17 protein-coding genes and 3 pseudogenes are annotated in these 24,908 nt (G+C 43.8%); 13 read left to right on the top strand and 7 right to left on the bottom strand.

Annotated elements, in window-relative coordinates; translation table 11 throughout:
* Positions 1-9: 9 nt before the first annotated feature.
* The 5 genes and pseudogenes from LC065_RS16470 to LC065_RS16450 all read left to right on the top strand — a co-directional run bounded on the left by LC065_RS16470 (position 10) and on the right by LC065_RS16450 (position 8,320).
* The gene (locus LC065_RS16470; protein ID WP_226589039.1) at positions 10-1,842 is read left to right on the top strand and encodes an ABC transporter ATP-binding protein; all 1,833 of its coding nucleotides are present in this window, start codon (positions 10-12) and stop codon (positions 1,840-1,842) included.
* Positions 1,843-2,665: 823 nt separating this feature from the next.
* Positions 2,666-4,027: a cytochrome ubiquinol oxidase subunit I gene (locus LC065_RS16465; RefSeq protein ID WP_226589042.1), complete on the top strand. Its 1,362-nt coding sequence runs from the start codon at positions 2,666-2,668 to the stop codon at positions 4,025-4,027.
* Positions 4,024-5,037 (top strand): cytochrome d ubiquinol oxidase subunit II, encoded by a 1,014-nt coding sequence (locus LC065_RS16460; protein WP_226589046.1) that lies wholly within the window; start codon positions 4,024-4,026, stop codon positions 5,035-5,037. Before LC065_RS16465 ends, LC065_RS16460 begins: the two co-directional genes overlap by 4 nt.
* A gap of 718 nt (positions 5,038-5,755) precedes the next feature.
* Positions 5,756-6,421 (top strand): potassium channel family protein, encoded by a 666-nt coding sequence (locus LC065_RS16455; RefSeq protein WP_226589048.1) that lies wholly within the window; start codon positions 5,756-5,758, stop codon positions 6,419-6,421.
* A 176-nt stretch (positions 6,422-6,597) separates the two neighbouring features.
* Positions 6,598-8,320: pseudogene (locus LC065_RS16450) on the top strand (pyruvate oxidase).
* Between the two features lie 44 nt (positions 8,321-8,364).
* On the opposite strand, the gene rnjA reads toward LC065_RS16450, so the two are convergent.
* A complete protein-coding gene (gene rnjA / locus LC065_RS16445) occupies positions 8,365-10,035 on the bottom strand; it encodes a ribonuclease J1 (protein ID WP_306163561.1) in 1,671 nt (556 codons plus the stop codon).
* A 3-nt stretch (positions 10,036-10,038) separates the two neighbouring features.
* Entirely contained in the window at positions 10,039-10,248 is a 210-nt protein-coding gene (locus tag LC065_RS16440) for a DNA-dependent RNA polymerase subunit epsilon (protein ID WP_160912697.1), read from the bottom strand.
* A gap of 438 nt (positions 10,249-10,686) precedes the next feature.
* Between LC065_RS16440 and LC065_RS16435 the strand changes: the two genes are divergently transcribed.
* Positions 10,687-11,463, top strand: coding sequence for a Cof-type HAD-IIB family hydrolase (locus LC065_RS16435; protein WP_226589054.1), 777 nt, complete (start codon positions 10,687-10,689; stop codon positions 11,461-11,463).
* A gap of 76 nt (positions 11,464-11,539) precedes the next feature.
* Here the strand turns inward: LC065_RS16435 and def are convergent.
* Positions 11,540-12,094 (bottom strand): annotated as a pseudogene (gene def / locus LC065_RS16430) (peptide deformylase).
* A gap of 226 nt (positions 12,095-12,320) precedes the next feature.
* On the opposite strand from def, the gene LC065_RS16425 reads away from it, so the two are divergent.
* From LC065_RS16425 to lpdA, 5 genes are all read left to right on the top strand, one after another.
* Positions 12,321-13,007, top strand: coding sequence for a YkyA family protein (locus tag LC065_RS16425; protein WP_226589060.1), 687 nt, complete (start codon positions 12,321-12,323; stop codon positions 13,005-13,007).
* A gap of 549 nt (positions 13,008-13,556) precedes the next feature.
* On the top strand, positions 13,557-14,639 hold the full coding sequence (gene pdhA, locus LC065_RS16420; RefSeq protein ID WP_306163956.1) for a pyruvate dehydrogenase (acetyl-transferring) E1 component subunit alpha: 1,083 nt from the start codon (positions 13,557-13,559) through the stop codon (positions 14,637-14,639).
* 3 nt (positions 14,640-14,642) lie between these two features.
* Positions 14,643-15,620 (top strand): alpha-ketoacid dehydrogenase subunit beta, encoded by a 978-nt coding sequence (locus LC065_RS16415; RefSeq protein WP_306163560.1) that lies wholly within the window; start codon positions 14,643-14,645, stop codon positions 15,618-15,620.
* Positions 15,621-15,648: 28 nt separating this feature from the next.
* Entirely contained in the window at positions 15,649-16,959 is a 1,311-nt protein-coding gene (locus LC065_RS16410) for a dihydrolipoamide acetyltransferase family protein (protein ID WP_226589064.1), read from the top strand.
* 3 nt (positions 16,960-16,962) lie between these two features.
* The gene (gene lpdA / locus LC065_RS16405; protein WP_226589065.1) at positions 16,963-18,372 is read left to right on the top strand and encodes a dihydrolipoyl dehydrogenase; all 1,410 of its coding nucleotides are present in this window, start codon (positions 16,963-16,965) and stop codon (positions 18,370-18,372) included.
* Between the two features lie 194 nt (positions 18,373-18,566).
* Here the strand turns inward: lpdA and LC065_RS16400 are convergent, their stop codons facing one another.
* The 3 genes from LC065_RS16400 to LC065_RS16390 all read right to left on the bottom strand — a co-directional run bounded on the left by LC065_RS16400 (position 18,567) and on the right by LC065_RS16390 (position 21,932).
* The gene (locus LC065_RS16400) at positions 18,567-18,941 is read right to left on the bottom strand and encodes a hypothetical protein (protein WP_226589066.1); all 375 of its coding nucleotides are present in this window, start codon (positions 18,939-18,941) and stop codon (positions 18,567-18,569) included.
* A 340-nt stretch (positions 18,942-19,281) separates the two neighbouring features.
* Positions 19,282-20,817 (bottom strand): glycine betaine uptake BCCT transporter, encoded by a 1,536-nt coding sequence (locus LC065_RS16395; protein WP_226589067.1) that lies wholly within the window; start codon positions 20,815-20,817, stop codon positions 19,282-19,284.
* 38 nt (positions 20,818-20,855) lie between these two features.
* On the bottom strand, positions 20,856-21,932 hold the full coding sequence (locus LC065_RS16390; protein WP_226589068.1) for an FUSC family protein: 1,077 nt from the start codon (positions 21,930-21,932) through the stop codon (positions 20,856-20,858).
* 138 nt (positions 21,933-22,070) lie between these two features.
* Between LC065_RS16390 and LC065_RS16385 the strand changes: the two genes are divergently transcribed.
* On the top strand, positions 22,071-22,919 hold the full coding sequence (locus LC065_RS16385; RefSeq protein WP_226589069.1) for a polysaccharide deacetylase family protein: 849 nt from the start codon (positions 22,071-22,073) through the stop codon (positions 22,917-22,919).
* Between the two features lie 191 nt (positions 22,920-23,110).
* The gene (locus LC065_RS16380) at positions 23,111-23,224 is read left to right on the top strand and encodes a GapA-binding peptide SR1P (RefSeq protein ID WP_089652758.1); all 114 of its coding nucleotides are present in this window, start codon (positions 23,111-23,113) and stop codon (positions 23,222-23,224) included.
* A 155-nt stretch (positions 23,225-23,379) separates the two neighbouring features.
* Here the strand turns inward: LC065_RS16380 and LC065_RS16375 are convergent.
* Positions 23,380-24,850: pseudogene (locus LC065_RS16375) on the bottom strand (aminotransferase class I/II-fold pyridoxal phosphate-dependent enzyme).
* Positions 24,851-24,908 lie beyond the last annotated feature (58 nt).

The following is a 24,908-nucleotide window of genomic DNA, read 5'->3' as shown; positions in this document are numbered from 1 at the left end:
AGGGAGACCATGGCTCGCAAACCAAAGCATGAACCAGAAACGAGCACTCATTTGAATCGATTTAAATATACGCAGGACCAGGCGATCGAAAAGCCGTTCAACTGGGCTCAAATGTGGCGGCTGCTTACGTACTTGAAGCCCTATGCCAAAACATTGCTGCCCGTTGCCATCATTGCGATGCTCATTTCCACCATTGTGAGGCTGGTTGTTCCCGTATTAATTGGTCAAGTAGCGATTGACATTGCGATTGCTGAAGGGGACACCAATCTATTAATCCAACTCGTGGTTGGCATTGCCATCATGTATTTACTCAGTTATATCGGTAATGCACTTAGAATTAAATATGTGAACATCCTCGGACAGAATGTGATTTATGACTTGAGGCAGCACTTGTTTTCCCACGTCCAAAGACTTTCTCATAAGTTTTTCGACTCGAGGTCCGCAGGTTCAATCCTTGTCCGGATCATGAACGACATCAATTCCCTGCAGGAATTGTTCACGAATGGAATCATCAACCTGCTGATGGATGTCGTCATGTTGACTGGAATTGTCGTCATTCTATTAGTTTTCAGTCCAAAACTGGCGCTGGCGATCCTCGTCATCCTGCCGCTCATGTTCTATATCTCAACAAAACTGCGACGTAACATCCGCCGCTCCTGGCAGAATGTCCGGATTCAACAGTCTAAATTGAATTCGCACTTGAATGAAAGCCTCCAGGGGATTCGGATTACTCAATCTTTCTCTCAGGAAAAAGAAAATACAGAGTACTTCAATGGTGTGAATACGGATAACTTCCAATCCTGGAACACAGCTTCAAAGAAAAGTGCCATGTTCCGCCCATTCGTTGAAATGAGTAATGCGGTCGGAACGGTCATACTCATCGCATATGGTGCCCATTTAATCTTGCAGTCAAGTATCGAAGTAGGTGACTTTGTTATGTTCGCTTTCTTCCTTGGCATGTTCTGGGAGCCGATCTCCCGTTTGGGACAGATGTATAACCAGCTCCTGATGGCGATGGCTGCTTCTGAAAGAATCTTTGAATTTCTGGATGAGGAACCGAACGTCGAAGAGAAGAAAGATGCGATTGAACTGAAAGATATGCGGGGCCGCATTGAATTTGATCATGTTCAATTCGCGTATGATTCCAAACGCATCGCTCTACACGATATTAACCTTGAAATGAAGGAAGGCGAGACCGTCGCCCTTGTCGGTCATACCGGTTCAGGTAAATCGACGATTGCGAACTTGATCAGCCGCTTTTATGATCCGACTAAGGGAGCTGTCAAAATCGATGGGGTAGACTTGAAAGATGCCACAATTGATAGTGTGCGTCAGCAAATCAGTGTCGTCCTCCAGGATACCTTCATTTTCTCAGGAACGATCATGGAAAACATCCGCTTCGGCCGTCCGGATGCTTCCAATGAAGAAGTCATCGAAGCAGCGAAAGTCGTTGGAGCCGATGACTTTATCCAGCGATTGAACAATGGATATGAAACAGAAGTAGAAGAACGCGGAAATATCCTTTCCGCCGGTGAACGACAGCTCTTGTCCTTCGCCCGCGCGCTTCTTGCCAATCCAAGAATTCTAATTTTAGATGAAGCAACCGCTAGTATCGATACCGAAACAGAGCTGAAAATCCAGCAGGCGCTCCGTAAACTTCTCAAAGGACGAACAGCGATCATGATCGCGCACCGTTTATCGACCATACGAGAAGCGGACAATATTTTCGTTCTGGAAAACGGACGCATCCTTGAGCAAGGTTCGCATGATGAATTGATGGACCAGGAAGGCGAGTACTACGACCTTGTAAAAGCCCAGTTCCAAATGCTCGATGCTATATAATTCTCAAAAAAGACACCGGATTCCGGTGTCTTTTTTGTTTAACTAAATAGCAGGTTTGTGGAAGACTCGATTTCGAGATGTTTCCTTGGATCTTTGCTATGTTGGGCGTCAGGGGTGATCGGGAAGCTACTCGCTTTCCTGCGGGGATGACGGCAAGCCTCCTCGTGCTTCGCAGTGTGGGGTCTTGCCAGTCCATCCATTCCCGCGGGAGTCTCGCAGCTTCCCAACCACCCCTTTCGATGTAAGGGAGAAACGAACCCTTGTACCAAGTTGGACGGTTCTTCCACTATCCAACTGTTAGAGGTGTAAAGCGCTGTGGATCAAGCTTTAACGTACTGTTGAGGTGTACTAGGCATCCACTCCCATAATCATACGAGCTGCCTTTTTAGGAGTGGTTTCGAGAATCTTCCTTGGCGAAGGGGCGGAGGGAAACGGTGAGACTCCTATGGGACGTGTGGGACAGGTGAGACCCCGGAAGGCGTAGCCTGAGGAGGCTCAGCGCCCGCCCCATGGAAAGCGAACCTTTTCCCGTAGCCCCTAAAATCACACAAACGTCTCGAAACTGAGTCTTCACGTAAAGGGAGTTTTAATGGTAGAAGTGGTGTGCTGGTTATCTGCATTCGCACGTTAAATTGAATGACCAACGGGGAAGAAGAGATGTAGGCATAACGTTCGACAACCACAAGGAAATCGGGTACCATCTTCATAAAACAGACACTTTGTGAAGGATGTCACAAAATCGTCAACAACCATCTAACCATGAACCGTTTTCACGCATTATACTAACGATAGTAGTGACCGATTTTAGTTAGGGGGAACAAAGATGTTTGGTTTTGAAACCGTTGAAGTGAGCCGGGCACTAACGGCTATGACGCTGCTTTTCCATGCGATTTTCGCGACACTTGGAGTCGGTGTTCCTGTGCTCGTATCGATTGCCGAGCTCATCGGAATAAAGAAAAAAGATCCACACTATACATTGCTTGCCCGACGTTGGGCGCGTGGCTACACGATTACAGTAGCTGTCGGAGTTGTAACAGGTACGGCTATTGGTTTGCAGTTATCATTGATTTGGCCAAGTTTTATGCAGTTGGCGGGGAATGTCATTGCGTTACCGCTTTTCATGGAAACGTTCGCGTTTTTCTTTGAAGCGATATTCCTTGGCATTTATTTATATACATGGGACCGTTTCAAGAAGCCGATCTACCACTGGATCTTATCCATTCCCGTGGTCATTGGTGGTACGTTGTCTGCTCTTTTCATAACTACAGTCAACTCTTTTATGAACACACCCCAAGGTTTTGAAATGGAGGACGGTCGCTTTACAGCCGTTGACCCACTGGCAGCGATGTTTAACCCTGCGACCCCGACGAAGGTGTTTCACGTCATTTCCTCTTCTTATTTAACAGCTGCTGCTGTACTTGCTGGTATTGCGGCGTTCATCATTCTCGTTAAAAAAGGTTCGTTATATCATAAAAAAGCATTGAAGCTGACGGTAACGATGACGTTTCTATTTGCGATTCTAACAGCTGTTGCTGGCGACTTTTCTGCCAAATTCCTTGCTGAGTACCAGCCGGAAAAATTGGCGGCGGGAGAATGGCATTTTGAGACAGAAGAAGGTGCGGACCTTGTTGTCTTCGGTACTTTGAATGAAAATAATGAAGTTGAAAATGCAATTCGGATTCCGAACGCATTGAGTTTTCTTGCACACGGAGACTTTAATGCAGAGGTTGAAGGGTTAAATGAAACACCGGAAGAGGAACGGCCGCCTCTATGGATCCACTATATGTTCGACCTCATGGTCAGCATCGGATTCTACACACTCGGCATTTCGCTCCTTTTCCTCATTTTTTGGAAATTTAAAAGATGGAACGAATACAACCCGCTTCTGTTATGGGGCATTGTAGCTACAGGTCCTCTGACCATGTTTGCGATCGAGTTTGGTTGGATTTACGCAGAAGTAGGGCGCCAACCATGGATTTTACGTGGTTTCATGACTGTCGCAGAAGGGGCGACAACCTCTCCGTATGTATTCTCGATGTTCATTCTTTTTGCAGCTGTGTACCTTGTACTGGCTATGGGATGTCTCATCACATTGCGGAAAATTTTCAAAGGTAAACCGGCTGAATTGGAACTGGAACATCGTTATCCTCAGACAGCCGCTGCAAGCAAGGAGGGTGACGTATGAGTTATGAATTGATTGGTATTTCAGTTCTATGGCTTTTCCTTTATGGGTATTTAATCGTCGCTTCTGTCGACTTTGGAGCTGGATTCTTCGCTTATTATGCGAGAATGACGAAGAAAGATCATTTGATCAACCAGCTGATCTCTCGTTATTTATCGCCTGTATGGGAAGTGACCAATGTATTTTTCGTCTTCTTTTTCGTAGGACTTGTCGGATTTTTTCCGGATATGGCTTATTATTTTGGTCAAACGCTTTTGATTCCGGGAAGCATCGCCATTGTTCTACTCGCTATTAGAGGATCTTTCTATGCTTTCGAGAACTATGGTTCAAAAGATAACTCGCTTTATATGTTCTTGTATGGAGCGACCGGATTGCTCATCCCGGCCTCTCTATCAACGGCGTTAACGATATCCGAAGGTGGATATATTGAAGAGACGGCTAACGGTGTGCAACTACTATACGGAGAGTTGATCTCAAGTCCCTACTCTTGGAGTGTCGTTTTCCTTGCTATTGTCAGTGTCCTTTATATCAGCGCCATGTTCCTTACCTATTATGCTAATCGGGCAGGGGATAAGCCAGCGCTCGAGATCCTCAGAAAATACGCGTTGTTCTGGAGTTCTCCGACCATCATTGCAAGTCTCACGACGTTTATCGCACTTAGCCAGCAAAATATGGATCACTTTCAAAGGGCTATTGAATTATGGTGGGTCTTCGGGATATCCGTAGCCTTTTTCATGATTGCTGTCTTTCTCGTATATCAAGGGAAGTATTATGGCTGGGCGTTCGTTGCTGTCATGATTCAGTTCTTCATAGCCTTCTTTGGTTACGGAGCTTCTCACTTGCCGTACCTGCTTTATCCTTACGTTACCATTACGAGTGGTGTGACCAACGACTCAATGGCCATCGCTTTGGTCATCGTCTTTATTGCAGGACTGTTATTATTGATTCCATCACTCATTCTCTTAATGAGACTCTTCCTATTCGATGCGGATTATGTAAAAGGAAAAAAATAATCGAGCTACCTGAAAAGCATAGAATCTACGGATTCTATGCTTTTTCTCTTTATTAAAGAATATGGCAGGATTGTGGAAGACTCAGTTTCGAGATTTTTCCGGGGTTCGTTGCTATGTTGGGCGTCAGGGGTGGTCGGGTAGCTACTCGCTTTCCTGTGGGGGAGTGGCGAGCTTCCTCTGGCTAACGCCCTGCGGGATCTCGCCTATCTCCTTTCTCCCACGGGAGTCTCGCAGCTTCCCAACCACCCCATTCCAAGAGGGGGTAAACGAACCCCTTTACCAAAGTTGGATGGTCTTCCACTATCGCGGTTGTTGTAGGCATAAAACGCTCTGTATCAGGCTTTCAGGGTTCAAGTACCTCGGCTTGGGAGTATTCTCCTTATACTCTCATCAAATAGAATAGCTGATTATTCATGAAGTGGTTTCGAGACACTGATATAGCAAAGGGGCGGAGGGGAATGGCGAGACTCCTGCGGGAAAAAAGTGCATGGTGAGACCCCACAGGACGCAGTCCGAGGAGGCTCACCGCGCTCCCGCGGAAAGCGAGTTATTCCCCGCAGCCCCATCCACTCAACGAAGTCTCGAAACTGAGTCTTCAAGAAAAGGGAGCTTTAGTTGAAGATCTTTTCTTTGATGAATATGGTGAATCTATATGTTGAGGTGGGGATTTATGTGATAGAATAAGCATAGATTTTGCGAGACAGTTGGGGGTTGACGTATGAAAAAAGAATTCGCTGTCATTGGTTTAGGCCGATTCGGAGGCAGCATCTGCCGTGAGTTGAGCCGAGAGGGAATGGAAGTTCTTGCCCTCGACCTTGATGAAGATAAAGTAAATGAATACCGTGATATCGCGTCACACGCTGTTATTGCCGATTCTACAGATGAAAATGTGCTGAAAGAGCTCGGGTTCCGCAACATCGACCACGTCATCGTAGCCATCGGGGATAATATCCAGGCCAGCATGCTGACGACATTAATATTGAAGGAAATGGGCATCAAAATGATTACGGTCAAAGCCCAAAATGATTACCATGAGAAAATCCTCAATAAAATAGGAGCCGATCAAGTCGTTCACCCCGAACGTGACATGGGGAAACGAATCGCTCACAACATCATATCCAACAATATTCTAGATTATATCGAGCTTTCTGATGACCATAGTGTCGTCGAAGTGAAAGCTGGAAGCAAAATGGGCGGACAAACGCTTGTAGACCTTGATATCCGTGCCGAGTATGGATGTAACGTTGTTGCTATTAAACGAGGGAAAGATGTGATTGTATCCCCGATGGCCACGGAAGAAATCAAAGAGAGTGACGTGCTTATTGTTATTGGAGCAGATAAGGATATTAGTCGTTTCGAAAAGAACCTCGTATTAGAAGATTAAAAAGAACAAGAAATACCCTCTGGTCAGTAGAAGGCCAGAGGGTATTTTATATTTTCTACAATAAAAGAATGGTCTTTCCGCATCATGAACATTGATATGTTTGTTTAAGAAAAGCAGGAAAAGGAAATAAGAAGGGTTATAGGAGATAATTTAAGGAGCTTGAAAGGATGATTTGGATGTTCAATAAGCGAACAGGAGAAGTCATGACACAACAACTCATCAATTGGGGTGTCGATCACATATATGGAATGCCGGGCGACTCCATCAATGAATTGATTGATGACTTAAGAAAAAGGCAGGAAGAAATTGAATTCGTCCAAGTCCGCCATGAGGAGACTGGTGCTTTATCAGCGGCGGCCTATGCGAAATTGACAGGGAAGATTGGTGTCACAGCAGCGATTGCTGGACCAGGAGCTGTCCACTTACTTAATGGGCTTTATGATGCAAAAGCAGACAGCGCGCCAGTGCTCGCGATTGTCGGACAAGTGCATAGTGAAGAAGTGGGGACGGGAGCGTTCCATGAAATCAACTTGGAAAGAATGTTCGATGATGTTGCTGTCTTCAATCGTCGGGCGGAGACAGAAGCTCAGCTTCCGGATTTACTCGATCAGGCAATCAAAGAAGCTTACGCCCATAAGGGTGTTTCTGTCTTGATCGTCCCGGATGATCTATTTGCAGCCAAACAGACAGATGAGGTCCGCCTCACATCTGGAGACTATTATCGTCCAGAAATTTTCCCTGCACAGAATCAATTGAATGAAGCGAGACAGCTGATTGAAAAAGCAGAAAAACCGATCATTCTGGCAGGACAGGGAACGAGAAATGCCCCGAATGAATTGATCGATTTTGCAGAGTCCATTAAAGCCCCGATCATTTTAAGTCTGCTTGCTAAGGGAGTAATTCCGGATAACCACCCGTATTGCCTAGGGCAGCATGGTCAAATCGGAACGAAGCCTGCTTACCATGCGATGAAGGAGACGGATCTATTGATTCTAGTAGGTACACAGTTTCCTTACCGTGATTTCCTTCCTGAAGATGTCACAGCCATTCAAATTGACAATAAACCTGAGAACCTTGGGAAGTATTATCCTATTGAAGTCGGATTGGCTGGGGATAGTAAAGAGACCCTCGCCGCTTTGAAGAAGCTTACTGCTCCTGTCGAAAAGCGAGAGTACCTTGAGTATTATCAGGAAAAAATGAATGATTGGAGAATCGCTCTACAAGAAGAGAAACGATCTACGGAGAACCCATTACATGCACCACAAGTGATGTATGAACTTGAGAAGCATATGGAACCAGGAGCCATTATATCCGGAGATGTAGGGAACGTGACCGTATGGCTTTCCCGCTTTTTACACCTTGTGAACCAGAAGTTCGTTTTGTCTGGATGGCTTGCAACCATGGGAAGTGGTCTTACTGGCGCGATTGCAGCGAAAAAAGCATATCCGGATAAACAAGTGATTGGAGTTTCCGGAGACGGTGGATTCTCCATGGTGATGCATGATTTTGTGACCGCCGTCAAATATGAATTGCCAATTAAAATGATTGTGCTGAACAATAGTAAGATTGGAATGATTAAGTACGAACAAGAACAGATGGGGCATTTGAATTATGCCACGAACTTAGGGGGAAGTGGACTTCGCTAAATTTGCAGAAGCTTGTGGGGGAGAAGGTTATCGAATTGAGTCGTATGAGGAGCTCTCTACAAAGATGAAGCAGGCCTTTGTTTCCGAGAAACCTGTATTGATCGATGTCGTCATTGAAGACCAGGCGCCACTTCCTGGAAAAATTGACTATCAATCAGCTGTGAATTTTTCCAAGTATATCGTTAAAGAATTCTTCGAGTCAGGAAACCTCGACTTACCAGACATGAAAAAAGCATTGAAACGCCTGACATAAAAAAAGAAATCCCCGCTGGAGTTCCCAGCGGGGATTTTTTATGATCACACTTCCATAATGATTGGAAGAATCATCGGACGACGTTTTGTCTTTTCAAACAAGAACGGTGCAATGGTATCTGTAATTTCATTTTTGATTTCAGACCATTGAGTCGTACGACGCTCCATCACTTTTTCAACATGGGAGCTGACGAGATTCTGTGCTTCTTTAATCAAGTCTTCTGATTCTCTCATGTAGACGAATCCACGGGAGATGATATCAGGACCTGATGCGATCTTGAATTCTTTCATGTTGATGCTAACGACTACGATGACAAGACCTTCTTCAGAAAGAATTCTACGATCACGAAGGACGATGTTACCGATGTCACCAATTCCGCTTCCGTCGACATAGACAGATCCGGAAGGGATTTTACCTGCGACAGTAGCTTCCTCTTTACCAAGAGCAAGAACGTCACCATTATCCATAACGAAGCAGTTCTCAGGCTCGACGCCACAATCATGGCTGAGCTTCGTGTGCTCCTTCAGCATACGGTATTCCCCGTGAATCGGCATAAAGAATTTCGGTTGGATCAAACGAAGCATGAGCTTCATTTCTTCCTGACTACCGTGACCGGATGTGTGGATGTCATTCAATGGGCCGTGGATGACATCGGCACCGGCGCGGTAGAGTTTATTGATGGTACGGCTGACACTGATCGTGTTTGCAGGGATTGGGGAAGAAGAGAACACGACGGTGTCGCCTGGTTGAATTTGAATTTGACGGTGAGTTCCGTTGGCGATACGTGACAGGGCAGCCATTGGTTCACCTTGTGAGCCTGTACAAAGGATCACGACTTCATTTGCTGGAAGTCGGTTGATCTGCTGGGCATCAATGAATGTATCCTTAGGGGCACGGATATATCCAAGTTCCTGACCGATTCGGATGGAAGATTCCATACTTCGTCCGAAGACAGCCACTTTACGGCCATTTTTTACTGCAGATTCTACCACTTGTTGTAGACGGTGGATGTTGGATGCAAAGGTTGCAAAGATTAATCGACCATCATCCATACGCGTGAAGATGTCGTCAATGCTCTGTCCAACCACACGTTCTGATTTTGTAAAACCAGGAACTTCTGCATTGGTACTATCGGACAATAGGGCTAGCACGCCTTCTTTACCGATTTCGGCCATCTTGGCAAGGTCAGCCGGTTCTCCAACAGGGGTGAAGTCGAATTTGAAGTCCCCTGTGTGTACGACGTTTACTGGTGGAGTTTTAACTACAACTCCGTAAGAGTCAGGAATACTGTGCGTCGTACGGAAGAAGGAAACGGATGTTTTACGGAATTTGATGACATCGTCTTCCTGGATCGGATTCAGTTTCGCATTCCGCAGTAGGCCGTGTTCATCCAACTTATTGCGGATAAGGCCGAGCGCCAGTTTGCCCGCATAAATCGGAATATTAATTTCACGCAGCAAGTACGGAATTCCACCAATGTGATCTTCGTGACCGTGCGTAATGAATAGCCCTTTGATTTTATCTTGATTTTGGACGAGGTACGTATAATCCGGAATAACATAGTCGATACCGAGCAGCTCGTCTTCCGGGAATTTGATACCAGCGTCAATGAGGATGATTTCGTCTTGGAATTGTACTCCGTACGTGTTTTTACCAATTTCACCGAGTCCGCCAAGGGCGAATACGGCTGTCTGGTCATTTTTCACGAATTTCATCGGTTAAAAATTCTCCACTTTAAAATCTTCGGATTGCTTCTCATATTCAAGGTGATCCTCATCAAGCACCTGAATATATTCGATATTGAATCCTTCATTTTTTAATTTTTCACGAACTTGTCTTTCTGTTTCCGCTTCCACGTACATGCTGTCTGTACGTTCACGGACAGGAACTTCGCTCGCAAGTTCCTGATAAAGTACTTTAAATATCATTACTCTATCGCTCCTAACTAGATATAATTTCCACATTCTTGTCCTGTCATCATCATAGCACGTTTGTTTCCTGTATGGGAATGATAATGGTATGTGCGGGTGCTCGGTACACCCCTAAAACAATGGTTTACGCGTATGTTTTTCGTTTCATGAAATTTTTCCAACGTTTTCTAAGCTTCCTTCGTAGACGCTTCATCATTGGCATCTATCCCCTTTCATCCTGAAGAAGAAAACAAAAAAACGTTAAACCGCCCAATCCCTGTTATCTCTAGTATAATACGGTTTGTGGAAGAATGAAACATTTACATATTAGATTTTGTATATATCGTGTGTTTTTCTTCTCAAACCTATCCACTCATGCTACAGTATAGCCAAAGAGTGGGGTATGCTATGATACATAAGAGAAATTGTACGCAGGCCGACGAGGAGGACAAGGAAATGACGAAAAAAATTGCTTTTTTTGATATTGACGGAACACTACTGAATCATGAAAAAAAACTGCCAGAGAAAACGAAGGCAGCGATTCAAGCACTACAAGATGAAGGAGTGTACTGTGCCATTGCAACCGGTCGTGCTCCTTTCATGTACAAGAAGTTGAGAGAGGAACTTGGAATCGATTCCTTTGTAAGTTTCAACGGACAATATGTCGTTTTTGAAGGAAAAGAAATTTACACGAATCCATTATCTGAACCCGAGTTAGAACGACTTCATAAACACGCAGAGCAGAACGACCATCCAATGGTCTTCATGAACCATGAAGAAATGAAAGCTTCTGTACCAGATCACGATCATATAGAAGAAAGTCTTGGAACGCTTTATATTGATCACCCTAGTGCGGACGCCGCCTTTTTTAAAGGAAGAAATATTTATCAGTCCCTCCTGTTTTGTGAAGGGGATGAAATCGAAGAGTACAGAGACGCCTACGAATCTTTCGATTACATCCGTTGGCACCCCGTTTCCTGTGATGTTCTTCCAAAAGGTGGATCGAAAGCGGAAGGAATCAAGAAGATGATTGAAGCAGCTGGTCTAAGGATGGAGGATACTTACGCTTTTGGCGACGGTTTGAACGATATCGAAATGATCCGTGAGGTAGGAACAGGAATCGCGATGGGGAATGCAGTATCTGAAACGAAAGCCGTCAGTGATTTTGTAACAAAAGATGTGGGTGAAGACGGCCTCTCTCATGCGATTTATGAAATAGGCTTGTTGAAGTAATTTTTTCAATAAACGGAAGCTCTACGGAGAAAGTTAAAAAAGCTCCACCGTCCTAGGACGGTGGAGCTTTTGTTTTTTATCGATCGGCAGGTGTAGCGTTTTCCGGCTCTTTGAAAGGGTTCTCCTGATCGATGTGGTCGTAGAACATGACCCCGTGGAGGTGATCAATTTCATGTTGGAACACGATGGCTGCATAATCTCTCAAGCGCAGCTTCACATCATTACCTTCAAGGTCCGTAGCTTTCACTGTAATACGGCGATAGCGTGGAACATATCCAGGCACTTCACGATCGACGGAAAGACATCCTTCTCCTGTAGTAAGATAGGTTTTTTCCACTGAATGACTAACAATACGAGGATTGAATAAGCCATAGCTATATAACTTGTCTTTCATATCAGTGAAATGAACAGCCAGCATCCGTTTATTTACATTAATTTGCGGTGCAGCTAAGCCGACTCCAGGACGGAGTCCGTATCGGTTACAAACTTGTTCATCCTAGCTATTCTTCAAGTATTGGATCATTTCTTCCAATGTTTTTTTATCCTCCTCAGAAGGGGGGAGGGTCACTTCCTCTGTCACTTTACGCAAAGCGGGGTGACCTTCACGAACGATATCGTCCATTGTGATCATTTAAGCAACATCCTTTCAAACTAGACATTTTCAAACAGCTCTAACTCATTGGATTCAGTATCTATAATGAATGGAATAAATGAGCTCTCGCCAATAGACCTTTCTCCTATCCATGTCAATGGTAACATATGTGAAAAAGGTGCTTTCAATTTGATATCATTTATTATACTATTGTAGATACGTTTAGATTACAATAATGTTTCACGGAATTCGAGGGGGAAAAGGTGTGCGATTACATAAGCTAGTGGTGCTCCTAGCCGTTGCAGCTTTCTTATCTGCCTGCACAGGTCAGTCAGCACAAGAACAGATTTATGAACATCTTGAAAAAGCAGTGACGTTGGAAGATGCTTTTCGCGAACAACAGCAGCCGATGGTGGATCTTGAGACAGAAGAACAAAAGTTATATGAAGAAATCATCAATTTGAACATGGATCAGTTTGATGAAATCAAAGAAAAATCCAAGCAGGCGGCCTCTATTGTTGAAAAACGCAGAGAAAAGCTTGAACTTGAAAAAGAGAGCATCGATACGGCAAAAGAGGAATTCGATAAGATTGAACCTTTAATCGAAGATATAGAGGAAGAAAATGCAGAGGCAAAAGAAAAAGCAGATCAATTAGTTGAAACAATGAATGCAAGGTACGATTCCTATCAAAATTTATATACGGCTTATGACGAAGCTTTGACTCTCGATGCCGAACTGTATGAAATGATGCAGAACGAAGATTTGAAAGAAGAAAAACTGCAGGAACAAATCGATAAGATCAATCAGAAGTATAATGAAGTGATTGAACATAATGAAACGTTCAACAAACACACCGAAGAGTATAATGCACTGAAAAAAGAACTTTATAAAGCGATGGAACTTGATGTAACTTATGAGGAACAATCAGAATCATCTTCTTCAGAAGAATAACAGGAAAGCCGTGGACGACCATAGTCGTCCACGGCTTTTTGTTTTTAAAGGATGATTGTGAAAGGTGTAGTGAAATAGATCTCAAGTGTTTAGTGGTGAGGGAGGTCCTTTATTGCTCATCTTCACTAATGAAGTATTTGTACATGGACAAGTGAAGGCTCTGCACTAAACAATTCATTTGATTGTAAAGGGAAAAAAACGTAAGATTAATACAGGCTTAATTTTGTGGTGATACAGTATTGTGTTCTGAAATAACAAAATAAGTCATTTTTCGACCGCTGTTAGAAGCCTCTATGACTATGTATAGATATTATGTAGCTAAGTGATTGACGAATGATGACGATTTGAGCTAAACTACATAATGGATTGACATTGTACCATTGAATCTTACTTGAAGAATGTAACAGTTTCTATAAAAGCCCCTGCATGATTAATAAAGAAGTGTTCAGGGTAAAACGTAAAGAGCAAATCGGTACAGTTTTTTTTTCATAATTGGGAAAGCTACTCACAGCATCCATTTTAAAATACGAAAGGAAAGGGTGAATGACTTTGAAACGAACTCTTGAGAACATTGAAAATCAGTTCGAAACGTTTCAAATCCTTAACGAAGAAGGCGAAATCGTAAACGAAGATTTTATGCCTGACCTATCTGATGAAGATCTTAAAGAAATTATGCGCCGTATGGTTTATACGCGTATTCTTGACCAGCGTTCCATCGCGCTTAACCGCCAGGGACGTCTTGGTTTCTACGCTCCAACTGCAGGACAGGAAGCATCTCAGCTTGGAAGCCAATTTGCACTGGAGAAAGCTGACTTTATTCTTCCGGGATACCGTGATGTACCACAGTTGATCTGGCACGGTCTTCCACTTTACCAAGCATTCCTATTCTCCCGTGGACACCATAAAGGAAACCAAATGCCTGAAGGTGTTAACGCAGTGAGCCCACAAATCATCATCGGTGCGCAAATCACGCAGACAGCCGGTGTTGGTCTTGGTTATAAAAAACGTGGTGAAAATGCCGTAGCAATCACATACACAGGTGACGGCGGAGCATCCCAAGGTGACTTCTATGAAGGAATCAACTTTGCTGGTGCATTCGGTGCTCAAGCGATTTTCGTCGTACAAAACAACCGCTTTGCGATTTCTGTACCTGTTGAGAAGCAATCTGCAGCACAAACAATCGCTCAAAAAGCCGTAGCTGCCGGAATCGAAGGCATCCAGGTTGACGGTATGGACGTTCTTGCTGTTTATGCAGCAACGAAAGATGCACGTGAGCGTGCTGTGAACGGTGAAGGTCCGACATTGATCGAGACACTTACTTATCGTTATGGCCCACACACAATGGCCGGAGACGATCCGACTCGTTACCGTACGGAAGATGAAGACAACGAGTGGGAGAAGAAAGATCCAATCGTTCGTTTCCGTAAGTTCCTCGAAGCAAAAGGCCTATGGTCTGAAGAGGAAGAGAACGAATTGATCGAAAAAACAAAAGAAGAAATCAAAGCAGCTGTTAAAGAAGCTGACAATACTCCAAAACAAAGTGTTACTGATTTGATCGGTATCATGCATGAGGAACTTCCTTCAAACTTGAAAGAGCAGTTGGAAGAATACAAGGAAAAGGAGTCGAAGTAAATCATGGCACAAATGACAATGATCCAAGCCATCACAGACGCGATGCGCACAGAACTTAAAAATGATGAAAACGTGCTTGTTTTCGGTGAAGACGTTGGTCAAAACGGCGGAGTATTCCGTGCGACTGAAGGTCTTCAAAAAGAATTCGGCGAAGATCGTGTATTTGATACACCACTAGCTGAATCCGGAATCGGCGGTATGTCCATCGGGCTTGCTCTTACAGGCTTCCGTCCGGTACCTGAAATTCAATTCTTCGGTTTCGTATACGAAGTTATGGACGCAATCAGCGGTCAAATGGCTCGCTATCGTTACCGCTCTGGTGGTACTCGTCCAATGCCGATTACTGTTCGTTCTCCTTTCGGCGGCGGTGTACACACACCAGAACTTCACGCAGACAGCCTTGAAGGTCTAATGGCTCAACAGCCTGGTCTTCGTGTAGTTATTCCATCCAATCCATACGATGCGAAAGGTCTTTTGATCTCTTCCATCCGTAATAACGATCCTGTCATCTTCCTTGAGCACATGAAACTTTACCGTTCATTCCGTGAAGAAGTGCCGGAAGAAGAATATACAGTAGATCTTGATAAAGCTGCCGTTAAGCGCGAAGGTACAGACGTTACTCTTGTTGCTTATGGTGCAATGGTTCACTCTTCTCTTAAAGCTGCAGAAGAGCTTGAAAAAGATGGAATCAGTGCTGAAGTCATCGACCTTCGTACTGTATCTCCAGTCGATTACGAAACAATCCTTGAATCTGTTAAGAAAACAAACCGCGCTGTTGTTGTCCATGAAGCTCAAAAACAAGCAGGAATCGCAGCGAGCGTTGTTTCTGAAATTCAAGAGAAAGCCATCCTTCACCTTGAAGCTCCTGTATTGCGTGTAGCAGCACCAGACACAGTGTATGCATTCACACAAGCAGAAGAAGTATGGTTGCCAAATCACAACACGATCGTTGAAAAAGTCAACGACGTTATGAACTTTTAATCATCTCTAATACTAGGAGGTAATAACCGTGGCATTCGAATTTAAACTGCCTGATATCGGTGAAGGTATCCACGAAGGTGAAATTGCGAAGTGGTTCGTCAAGCCTGGCGACGAAGTAAAAGAAGACGATGTACTTTGTGAAGTACAAAACGATAAAGCAGTAGTAGAAATCCCTTCCCAAGTAGATGGAACGGTCAAAGACATCCACGTGGACGAAGGTGAAACAACGACTGTCGGAACAGTTATCATCACAATCGATGATGGATCTGAAGATGCTCCTGCTTCTGAAGAGCCTAAAGAAGAGCCTAAAGAAGAGCCTAAAGAAGAAAAAGAGGAAGCATCGAAAGAAGAAAGCAAAGAAGAAAAAGCTGAACAACCAGCAGCATCTGCAAACGATGGTGACGTTGACGAAGACCGCCGCGTTGTAGCTATGCCTTCTGTGCGTAAATTCGCTCGTGATAACGATGTCGACATCCGTAAAGTTCAAGGATCCGGCAAAAACGGCCGCGTTCTTAAAGAAGACGTTGAAAGCTTCATGAACGGCGGACAAGCAGAAGCAGCGACAGAAGCTCCGGCTGAAGAGAAGCAGGAAGAAGCAGGTTCTACGCAACAAGCAGCTCCAGCTGCAGGTGAAGCTTACCCTGAAACTCGTGAGAAGATGAGCGGAATCCGTAAAGCGATCTCCAAAGCTATGGTGAACTCCAAGCACACAGCTCCTCACGTAACGTTGATGGACGAAGTGGATGTATCTGAACTAGTTGCTCACCGTAAGAAGTTCAAAGCTGTTGCAGCTGAGCAGGACATCAAGTTGACTTACCTTCCATATGTTGTGAAGTCTCTTGTTTCTACTCTGAAAAAATATCCTGTTCTTAATACGTCAATTGACGACAATACGGATGAAATTATTCAGAAACACTATTATAATATTGGTATCGCTGCTGATACAGAGAAAGGTCTAATGGTTCCAGTCGTTAAAGACGCAGACCGCAAGTCCGTCTTCTCAATCTCAAGCGAAATCAACGAACTAGCTGTGAAAGCTCGTGACGGTAAACTATCATCTGAAGAAATGAAAGGTGCTTCCACTACAATTACGAATATCGGATCTGCCGGTGGCCAGTGGTTCACACCGGTCATCAACCACCCAGAAGTGGCGATCCTTGGTATCGGACGCATTGCAGATAAGCCAATCGTACGCGATGGTGAAGTTGTAGTAGCTCCAGTTCTTGCGATTTCCCTAAGCTTCGACCACCGTATTATCGATGGCGCAACAGCTCAGCACGCAATGAACAACATCAAGCGTTTACTGAACGATCCACAACTAATCATGATGGAGGCGTAAAGTATGGTAGTAGGAGATTTCCCAATTGAACTAGATACGTTAGTTGTCGGTGCGGGTCCTGGCGGTTATGTTGCCGCCATCCGTGCTGCACAATCCGGTCAAAATGTAACCATTGTCGACAAAGGTAACCTTGGTGGCGTTTGTTTGAACGTCGGCTGTGTTCCTTCCAAAGCGTTGATCCAGGCGGGTCACCGTTACGAACACGCTCAAGGCGCTGAAGACATGGGAATCAAGTCAGAAAACACAACCGTCGACTTTTCTAAAGTACAAGAGTGGAAAGGTGGCGTTGTAAACAAACTGACTGGCGGTGTTGAAGGTCTTCTTAAAGGAAACAAAGTAGACATCGTAAAAGGAGAAGTTTACTTCGTAGATAAAAACACAGTCCGTGTTATGGATGAGAAAAACTCTCAAACATACACGTTCAACAATTGCATCATTGCAACAGGTTCTCGTCCGATTGAGATCCCTTCATTCAAATTCTCTGATCGTGTGCTAGATTCTACAGGTGCTTTAAACCTGGATGAAATCCCAGAGAAAATGGTCGTAATCGGCGGCGGTTACATCGGTACTGAACTTGGTACAGCGTATGCAAACTTCGGTACAAAAGTAACCATCCTTGAAGGTACAAAAGACATCCTTGGCGGCTTCGAGAAGCAAATGTCTTCCATCGTTAAGAAGCGTCTGAAGAAAAAAGGCGTAGACGTTGTAACGGAAGCTATGGCCCAAGGTGTTGAAGAGACAGAAAACGGCGTAACTGTTAAGTATGAAGCTAAAGGTGAAGAAAAATCCATCGATGCGGATTACGTACTTGTCACAGTTGGTCGTCGTCCGAACACAGACGAAATCGGTCTTGAAGATCTAGGCATCAAGATGTCAGATAAAGGTATCATTGAAATCGATAAACAGTGCCGCACGAGCATTGATAACATTTATGCGATTGGTGATATCGTTGATGGACCACCACTTGCTCATAAAGCTTCTTATGAAGGTAAAATCGCTGCAGAAGCGATTTCTGGTGAGAAGTCTGAGATCGACTACCTTGGAATTCCAGCTGTCGTCTTCTCTGATCCAGAACTAGCTTCTGTTGGTTACACAGAGCAAGAAGCAAAAGATGCTGGCTACGATGTGAAAGCATCCAAATTCCCATTTGCAGCAAACGGACGTGCGCTATCTCTTAACGAAAGTGACGGCTTCTTGAAGCTCGTGACACGTAAAGAAGACGGCCTTGTTATCGGTGCTCAAATTGCTGGTGCGAATGCTAGTGACATGATCGCTGAGCTTGGCTTGGCTATTGAGTCCGGTATGACTGCCGAAGATTTAGCTCTAACTATCCACGCTCACCCGACACTAGGTGAGATCACAATGGAAGCAGCTGAAGTTGCCATTGACCAACCGATCCATATTGTTAAATAAAGAAAAGATATAAAAAGCCCGGCAGGCTCCCATGAGTCTGCCGGGCTTTTTTGCATGGTACAGGAAGGTAGATGGCCTCTACCTGTCCTATTATGCACTGTAGCAGTCATCGAGTGAACTCTAATTGGAACTGCCTTATTCTTTTTTGCCTACAAAAAAACCTCCCACATGTTTTACGGGGAAGGCTTAAAGGCTTATCTAACCATCGCTATATGATTTTCTAATGTCATTAATATTTTTTCACGTGGGTTCTTTCCAGAGATCGTGGTAACCGTTTTACCTTCTTCTTTAACTACGAGAACAGGTAATTCCTCCGTCGGGATATTCAAGTCGTTTTTGTCCTTTTCGGTTTGTTCGAACTGCAATTCAGTACCATCATCCTGTTTCAATTTCCAATCGAGCAGGGCACTTAAGTAATCCTGTGCAGACTCTTCCTTATCCGCTTCTGAGTATAAGTATAATTCATAATTTTCGGGTGTAGCTGTAAGTACTTGGACAGTATCGCCTTTCTGGAGACATCCTGCAAGTAAGAATATAGCTAAGAAAGATAGGATAATACGATTCATCATGGTCCGACCCACTCCCTTGTCTTTAATCCATTCTCAGTGTAACAAGGAACCGAGGATATTTAATGGTTGTTATTGTTTTGTCATGTAAATGATAGTCTCATGTTGTATTGTGACATCTCATGTAAAATCATTTACATATTCTTATTTAGGTCTACAAAAAATTAGATGCTTACAACGCCGTTTAAAAGAGTGTGTGAGCCGAGAAAGAACTGAAGAGAGGGGAAGTTAGTTAAAGAGGGAAAAATGCTGTCAGTACATCTCATAAGATATAAAAGACAATTGGTTAAATAAGAATGAAAAAAGAACCCAGAAAATAAATTCTGGGTTCTTGTTTGACACTTTATTTTGTTTTCTTCTTAAGATCGACTTTCTTCGCTTCTTCCTGGAACGTTTTGAACAAGGAGAAGCATATGAGAATCATGATGAATGTGAATGGGAACGCTGCGATGATCGCTGCCGTTTGCAAGGCACCTAATCCACCTTGCCACAACAGGACGGCTGCTGCACCGGCTTGGATGACACCCCATGTGAACTTCACCTGGTTTCTAGGATTCAAGCTTCCGTTTGTCGTCTGCATTCCAAGTACAAATGTCGCTGAATCGGCAGATGTAACGAAGAATGTACTGATAAGCAATAGTCCGATGACGGACATGATGGCACCTAGAGGTACATTTTCCAACATAGAGAATAAAGCAACTTCTGTACCTAATTCGCTGACATCAGAATAGAGGTCGACTCCGTCAAAGAATTCTAGGGAGATTGCTGTTCCACCGAACACTGAGAACCATAAAGCACCAAAGACGGTAGGGACTAAAAGAACACCCAGGATGAACTCACGAATTGTACGACCGCGGGATACACGGGCTATGAACGTACCTACGAATGGAGCCCATGAGATCCACCATGCCCAGTAGAAAATCGTCCATCCTTGAACCCATGAATTATCTTCAGCAAATGGAGTCATTCGGAAACTCATGTACGGCAAGTCACGCAGATATGAACCGAATGAGGTTGTAAAGTAATCCATAATGAAGTTCGTAGGACCAGCAAATAACATGAACACCATTAAGACGATGGCAAGGACAACGTTCGTGTTACTTAAATACTTGATTCCCTTATTCAATCCAGTCATCGCAGATGCCATAAATAGTACGGTGACCACGGCGATGATGATTAGTTGTAGACCGAATGTATCTTCCAAACCATCGATGGTGAAAGCAAGTCCACTTGAAATCTGCAAAGCACCCAACCCTAAAGAAGTGGCAACACCGAAAATCGTTGCAAATACAGCAATGAAGTCAATAAGTGTACCAAGTGGGCCTTTGACTCTTTTTTCACCTAGAACAGGTGTTAAAGCGGCACTAATAACTCCTGGTGCATCTTTTCTGAATTTGAAGTAGGCAAGAGCTAGGGCAAGAACCGCATAAATAGCCCAAGGGTGGAAACCCCAGTGGAAGAACGTGTACTTCATGGCTGATTGAGCGGCTTCTTCGCTCATCGATTCCTGTCCGACGATCGGTGGAGTATGGAAGTGGGAAAGCGGTTCTGCTGCTCCCCAAAAGACCAGGCCAATTCCCATACCCGCACTAAAGAGCATGGCAAACCATGTGATATAAGGATACTCCGGTTCATCATCCGGTTTACCCAGCTTTAATTTTCCATATTTCGAGAAGACCAAAAAGATAGCAAAAATTAAAAATCCTGTGGCTGACAATAAATAGAACCATCCAAACTTTTCTGTCAGGAAACCTTGAATGTTTGATGTTACATTTTTTAAGTTCCAAGTCGGCAATGTAGCTTCAGGGATGATTCCCCAGCCAATAAATAAGAATGCGACAACAACTGAAATGTAAAACACTTTTGTTACTTGTTTCATTACTGACTTCCCTCCTAATAAAAGATTTTTTCACCGCATTATGACTGATCCGGTAGATAGCATTTTTTTACTAATTGTTTTTGTTTTTCTGACAAATTTTGCAATTCTTCCAAGACGTCGTGAAAACAAAGCAATTCGTAAATTAAGATCGTCTGCGGTGGTAAATGGTGTCGATAACCTGTCTGCTTTACGACATGGTCTTCTTTCCATTTCCAGAATGCATCATCCAATTGATTTACCATCTCGAATTGTCTTTCATTAATCGAGTGGGTCGGGTCACTAAGTACTTTGGTGAATTCTTCTGTAAGTGCAAGCAAAAGCTCTTTCTCCTCTTTCGTAAAATCAGAGGCTTTTGTTTGGACGTACTGTAAGTTTCCGAGATGATAAGCAATTTGTTGGAATGCCGCCAATTTCCGCTGAGATAGTTGAAAAGCGACCATCGACTCTTCTGAGTGCCGGTGATATTTCCACTCTTCTCTTTGATATTGAGAAAGCTGATTTGTCTTTTCCAGATGGGCCGTCAATTGCCGGTAGGACCTCTGGATAGCACGAGTTTTCTCTTTAGATTCTGCCGTTACCTCAGAAATTATTCGCTTTAAAAGCAGACCAGCATGATTATACAAATCGTTGATGTTTTTGTAAATCATCGGCGAATAATTGGGTGGCAAAAGGAAAAAATTCACAAAAGTCGAGATGATGATTCCAATGGAGGTTGTACCCAATCTCGTGAAAAACGAAACCACGTATTGATCTTGGAAGTCAGGAATCATTGCGGTCGCTGTAATGGTAGCAACGATAATTCCATCATCCAGTTTCAACTTGTGACAGACGGCGATCGTCACCATAGCTACAAGAGCGAAAGTCAACGCACCTTTTCCCAACAGCCCATAGAAAGTTGTAGCGAGCAACGCTCCAATGGCCGAGGCAGGAAAACGAACGGCGGCTTTTTTAATCGAATCTGCAGCTGTGTGTTCAATCGTTACAATAGCTGTGATGACAGCAAATATAATGGGTAAATTAAAAAAACCGCAAATCAATGCAGTCAAAAAGACAGAAATCCCCGTTTTTAACGTTCGGCTTCCTAAAAATTTGAATTTTTTCAATGAATGTAGCATTTAAATCACCCATATGTAAGAAGTCATGAGACCACGATAAAACATTATATAATATTTTACCCGAAAACGATAGAAAAAATGTTGAATTTTCTTTTATAATGAAGGAAGTGGAAATACATAACAGTGGAGGGAACACCTATGAAAAAATGGTCAATTATGTGGTTGGTACTTATTTTCCTGCTTTCTGCCTGCTCTGGAGCGAATAGTGAACAAGTCCAGAATTCTGAGGAAGAAGAAGCTGAAAAAGACAAGACAGAAGAAGTAGTTAGTGAGGATGAGAAAGATTCTGAAGACACGAATGCAGAGGAAGAAGAAGCGGCTCAGGAGTCTGTAGAGGAAGGCGAAGCGAGGAATGTAGAGCCACAATATGAATTGACAGGAAACTGGTCATTTAAGCCGATTGAGGATGCAAATCCAAAAGTCGCTCTTCTTACAATTGACGATGCACCAGATATTCACGCAGTAGAAATGGCGGAAACGTTGAAAGAGAAAGAGGCACCGGCGATCTTCTTTGTAAACGGCCACTTCATCAATACAGCAGAAGGGAAAGAAAAATTAAAACAGATTTATAACATGGGCTTTCCAATCGGGAACCATACAGAATCACATGCAAGCTTGCCTGATCTCAGTGAAGAAGAACAAAGAAAAGAAATTGTTGGTTTGAATGATAAAATTGAAGAAATTATAGGCGAACGCCCCGTCTTTTTCCGTGCACCATTTGGTCAGAATACCGATTTTTCTAAGCAGTTGGCAGAAGAAGAAGGGATGCTCGTGATGAACTGGACGTATGGGTATGATTGGGAAAGTGATTACCAGGACGCTCAAGCACTTGCAGACATTATGGTGAACACACCGCTGCTAAATAACGGGGCAAACCTGCTTATGCATGACCGGGAATGGACAAACAAGGCACTGGGTTCTATCACGGATGGTCTGAGAGACAAAGGATATGAGCTGTTGGATCCAGCGCTCATTCAAACACCATAAAGAAAAGATCACTCCCCGAGTGATCTTTTTTTGGGCTTAAGGATGAAACCGGATCATATACTAGTAGGTAACGAATTTATTAGTATGACACATTTTATAAAAAGTTATACTTTTGGGCTTGATTTTTCGATTGTGCCATATTAGAATGAAATTACGTTGAAAACGATTACAAATATGGGGAGTGGATGTGAATGGGTACTATCGTATGTCAAGACTGTCAGAAGGTAATTGAGCACTACGAAAATGAGAAGGTTTCTACTCTTTACAGCACCTGTCCTACTTGCAACAAACCAGAAGATAAATAAAGAGTATGTACTATTAAACGGGGGCATCCTTTCTGTGAAGGAAGCATAAAAAGAGGAAGAGCCAGGTCTAAGACCTGGCTCTTTTTTGTTTCCGCGAGAAGAGAGAAACGCACGCAAGAATAGAAACAAAAAAGAAGCCACGTTGGGCTTCTTTTTTATTTAAACGCACGCTGCTCACGAATGACTTGGATCGTTTCGAGAGTGTCATCTTCTGGGCCTTGTACAGGCAGGCCGGCTTCCACGTTTTCATGGATATAGTCGATGTTTTCTTGAGTAATGATTTCTCCTGGTATAAAAATAGGAATGCCCGGGGGGGTACACCATGACGAATTCGGCACTGATTCTCCCGACAGCTTCTTTCAAGAGGATCGTTTCCGTCGAAGAGTAGAAGGCTTCTCTTGGAGAAAGAGCCAAAACAGGAATGTCCGGCACTTTCACGCGGATGTTTTCTGTTTCTTCTTCTGTGGATCGCTCCTCTGAAAGGTTTTCAAGTGCGCATACTAATTGATCGATGTTTTCTACCCTGTCTCCAGGAGTGACGATACATAAGAGGTTATATAAATCGGAAAGTTCTACTTCAATGTTATGCTTTTCCCGAAGCCAAACCTCTACATCGTAGCCAGACAATCCAAGTTTTTTCACAGAGATGATCAATTTCGTAGGGTCAAAGTCTACGGTAGCATCGCTCGTCAATATTTCGCTTCCAGGGCAATAAATGCCCGGGATCTCATTCAATCTTCTTCTTGCATGATCCGCCAGACGCAGCGTTTCTTCCATCAATTCCCTGCCATGAATGGCGAGATGTCTCCGGGCTGCATCAAGACTAGCAAGCAAAAGGTACGAAGTTGAAGTCGTATGGAGCATGGACAAAATGGACTGAACCCTTTCGTGGGACACGAGCCCCTCTCGTAAGTTTAATACGGAGCTCTGGGTTAACGACCCGCCAAGCTTATGCACACTCGTAGCTGCCATATCAGCACCTGCCTGCATGGCAGAAAGGGGAAGACGCTCATGAAAGTGAATGTGGACGCCGTGTGCCTCATCGACAAGTACGGGAATATCAAAACCGTGGGCAATGTTGACAATCTTTTTCAAATCGGCAGACACACCGAAATATGTCGGGTTGATGACGAGCAGACCTTTCGCATCCGGGTGAGCTTCACAAGCCTTCTGCACAGCATCTGAAGTAATGCCGTGAGAGATTCCGAAGCGGTCGTCAAGTTCGGGATGGATAAAGACAGGCTTCGCTCCTGAAAAAATAATCGCTGTAGTTACAGATTTATGGACGTTCCTAGGCACGATGATTTTATCACCAGGATGACAGACACTCATGATCATCGTCATGATCGCACCGGATGTGCCCTGGACGGAGAAAAACGTATAATCTGCACCAAAGGCTTCTGCAGCAAGGTCTTGCGCCTGTTTGATCATGCCTTGAGGGTGGTGCAGGTCATCCAGTGGTTCAATATTGATCAAATCTATTGAAAGAGCTTGTTCACCGATAAACGATCGGAATTCTTCATCCATTCCTTTTCCGCCTTTGTGTCCTGGGATATGAAATTGGACGGGCTTTCGGTCTCTATGTTTTTTTAACCCTGTAAACAGGGGAGTTTCCTGTTGGTTCATATGTGTTTCCACCTCTTTAATTTAGAAAAGCAAATGAATTATAGCAGTTTCCGCGTTC

The organism is Halobacillus litoralis (assembly GCF_020524085.2).
Lineage (GTDB): Bacteria > Bacillota > Bacilli > Bacillales > Halobacillaceae > Halobacillus > Halobacillus litoralis_E.
The sequence above is the reverse complement of the archived record's forward strand: the minus strand, read 5'-3'. Positions and strand labels throughout refer to the sequence as shown.

Bases quoted from the DNA above. Each gene is read 5' to 3' on its own strand.
- LC065_RS16470 (WP_226589039.1), top strand. From the start codon at position 10: ATGGCTCGCAAACCAAAGCATGAACCAGAAACGAGCACTCATTTGAAT.
- LC065_RS16465 (WP_226589042.1), top strand. From the start codon at position 2,666: ATGTTTGGTTTTGAAACCGTTGAAGTGAGCCGGGCACTAACGGCTATG.
- LC065_RS16460 (WP_226589046.1), top strand. From the start codon at position 4,024: ATGAGTTATGAATTGATTGGTATTTCAGTTCTATGGCTTTTCCTTTAT.
- LC065_RS16455 (WP_226589048.1), top strand. From the start codon at position 5,756: ATGAAAAAAGAATTCGCTGTCATTGGTTTAGGCCGATTCGGAGGCAGC.
- rnjA (WP_306163561.1), bottom strand. From the start codon at position 10,035: ATGAAATTCGTGAAAAATGACCAGACAGCCGTATTCGCCCTTGGCGGA.
- LC065_RS16440 (WP_160912697.1), bottom strand. From the start codon at position 10,248: ATGATATTTAAAGTACTTTATCAGGAACTTGCGAGCGAAGTTCCTGTC.
- LC065_RS16435 (WP_226589054.1), top strand. From the start codon at position 10,687: ATGACGAAAAAAATTGCTTTTTTTGATATTGACGGAACACTACTGAAT.
- LC065_RS16415 (WP_306163560.1), top strand. From the start codon at position 14,643: ATGGCACAAATGACAATGATCCAAGCCATCACAGACGCGATGCGCACA.
- lpdA (WP_226589065.1), top strand. From the start codon at position 16,963: ATGGTAGTAGGAGATTTCCCAATTGAACTAGATACGTTAGTTGTCGGT.
- LC065_RS16400 (WP_226589066.1), bottom strand. From the start codon at position 18,941: ATGATGAATCGTATTATCCTATCTTTCTTAGCTATATTCTTACTTGCA.
- LC065_RS16395 (WP_226589067.1), bottom strand. From the start codon at position 20,817: ATGAAACAAGTAACAAAAGTGTTTTACATTTCAGTTGTTGTCGCATTC.
- LC065_RS16390 (WP_226589068.1), bottom strand. From the start codon at position 21,932: ATGCTACATTCATTGAAAAAATTCAAATTTTTAGGAAGCCGAACGTTA.
- LC065_RS16385 (WP_226589069.1), top strand. From the start codon at position 22,071: ATGAAAAAATGGTCAATTATGTGGTTGGTACTTATTTTCCTGCTTTCT.
- LC065_RS16380 (WP_089652758.1), top strand. From the start codon at position 23,111: ATGGGTACTATCGTATGTCAAGACTGTCAGAAGGTAATTGAGCACTAC.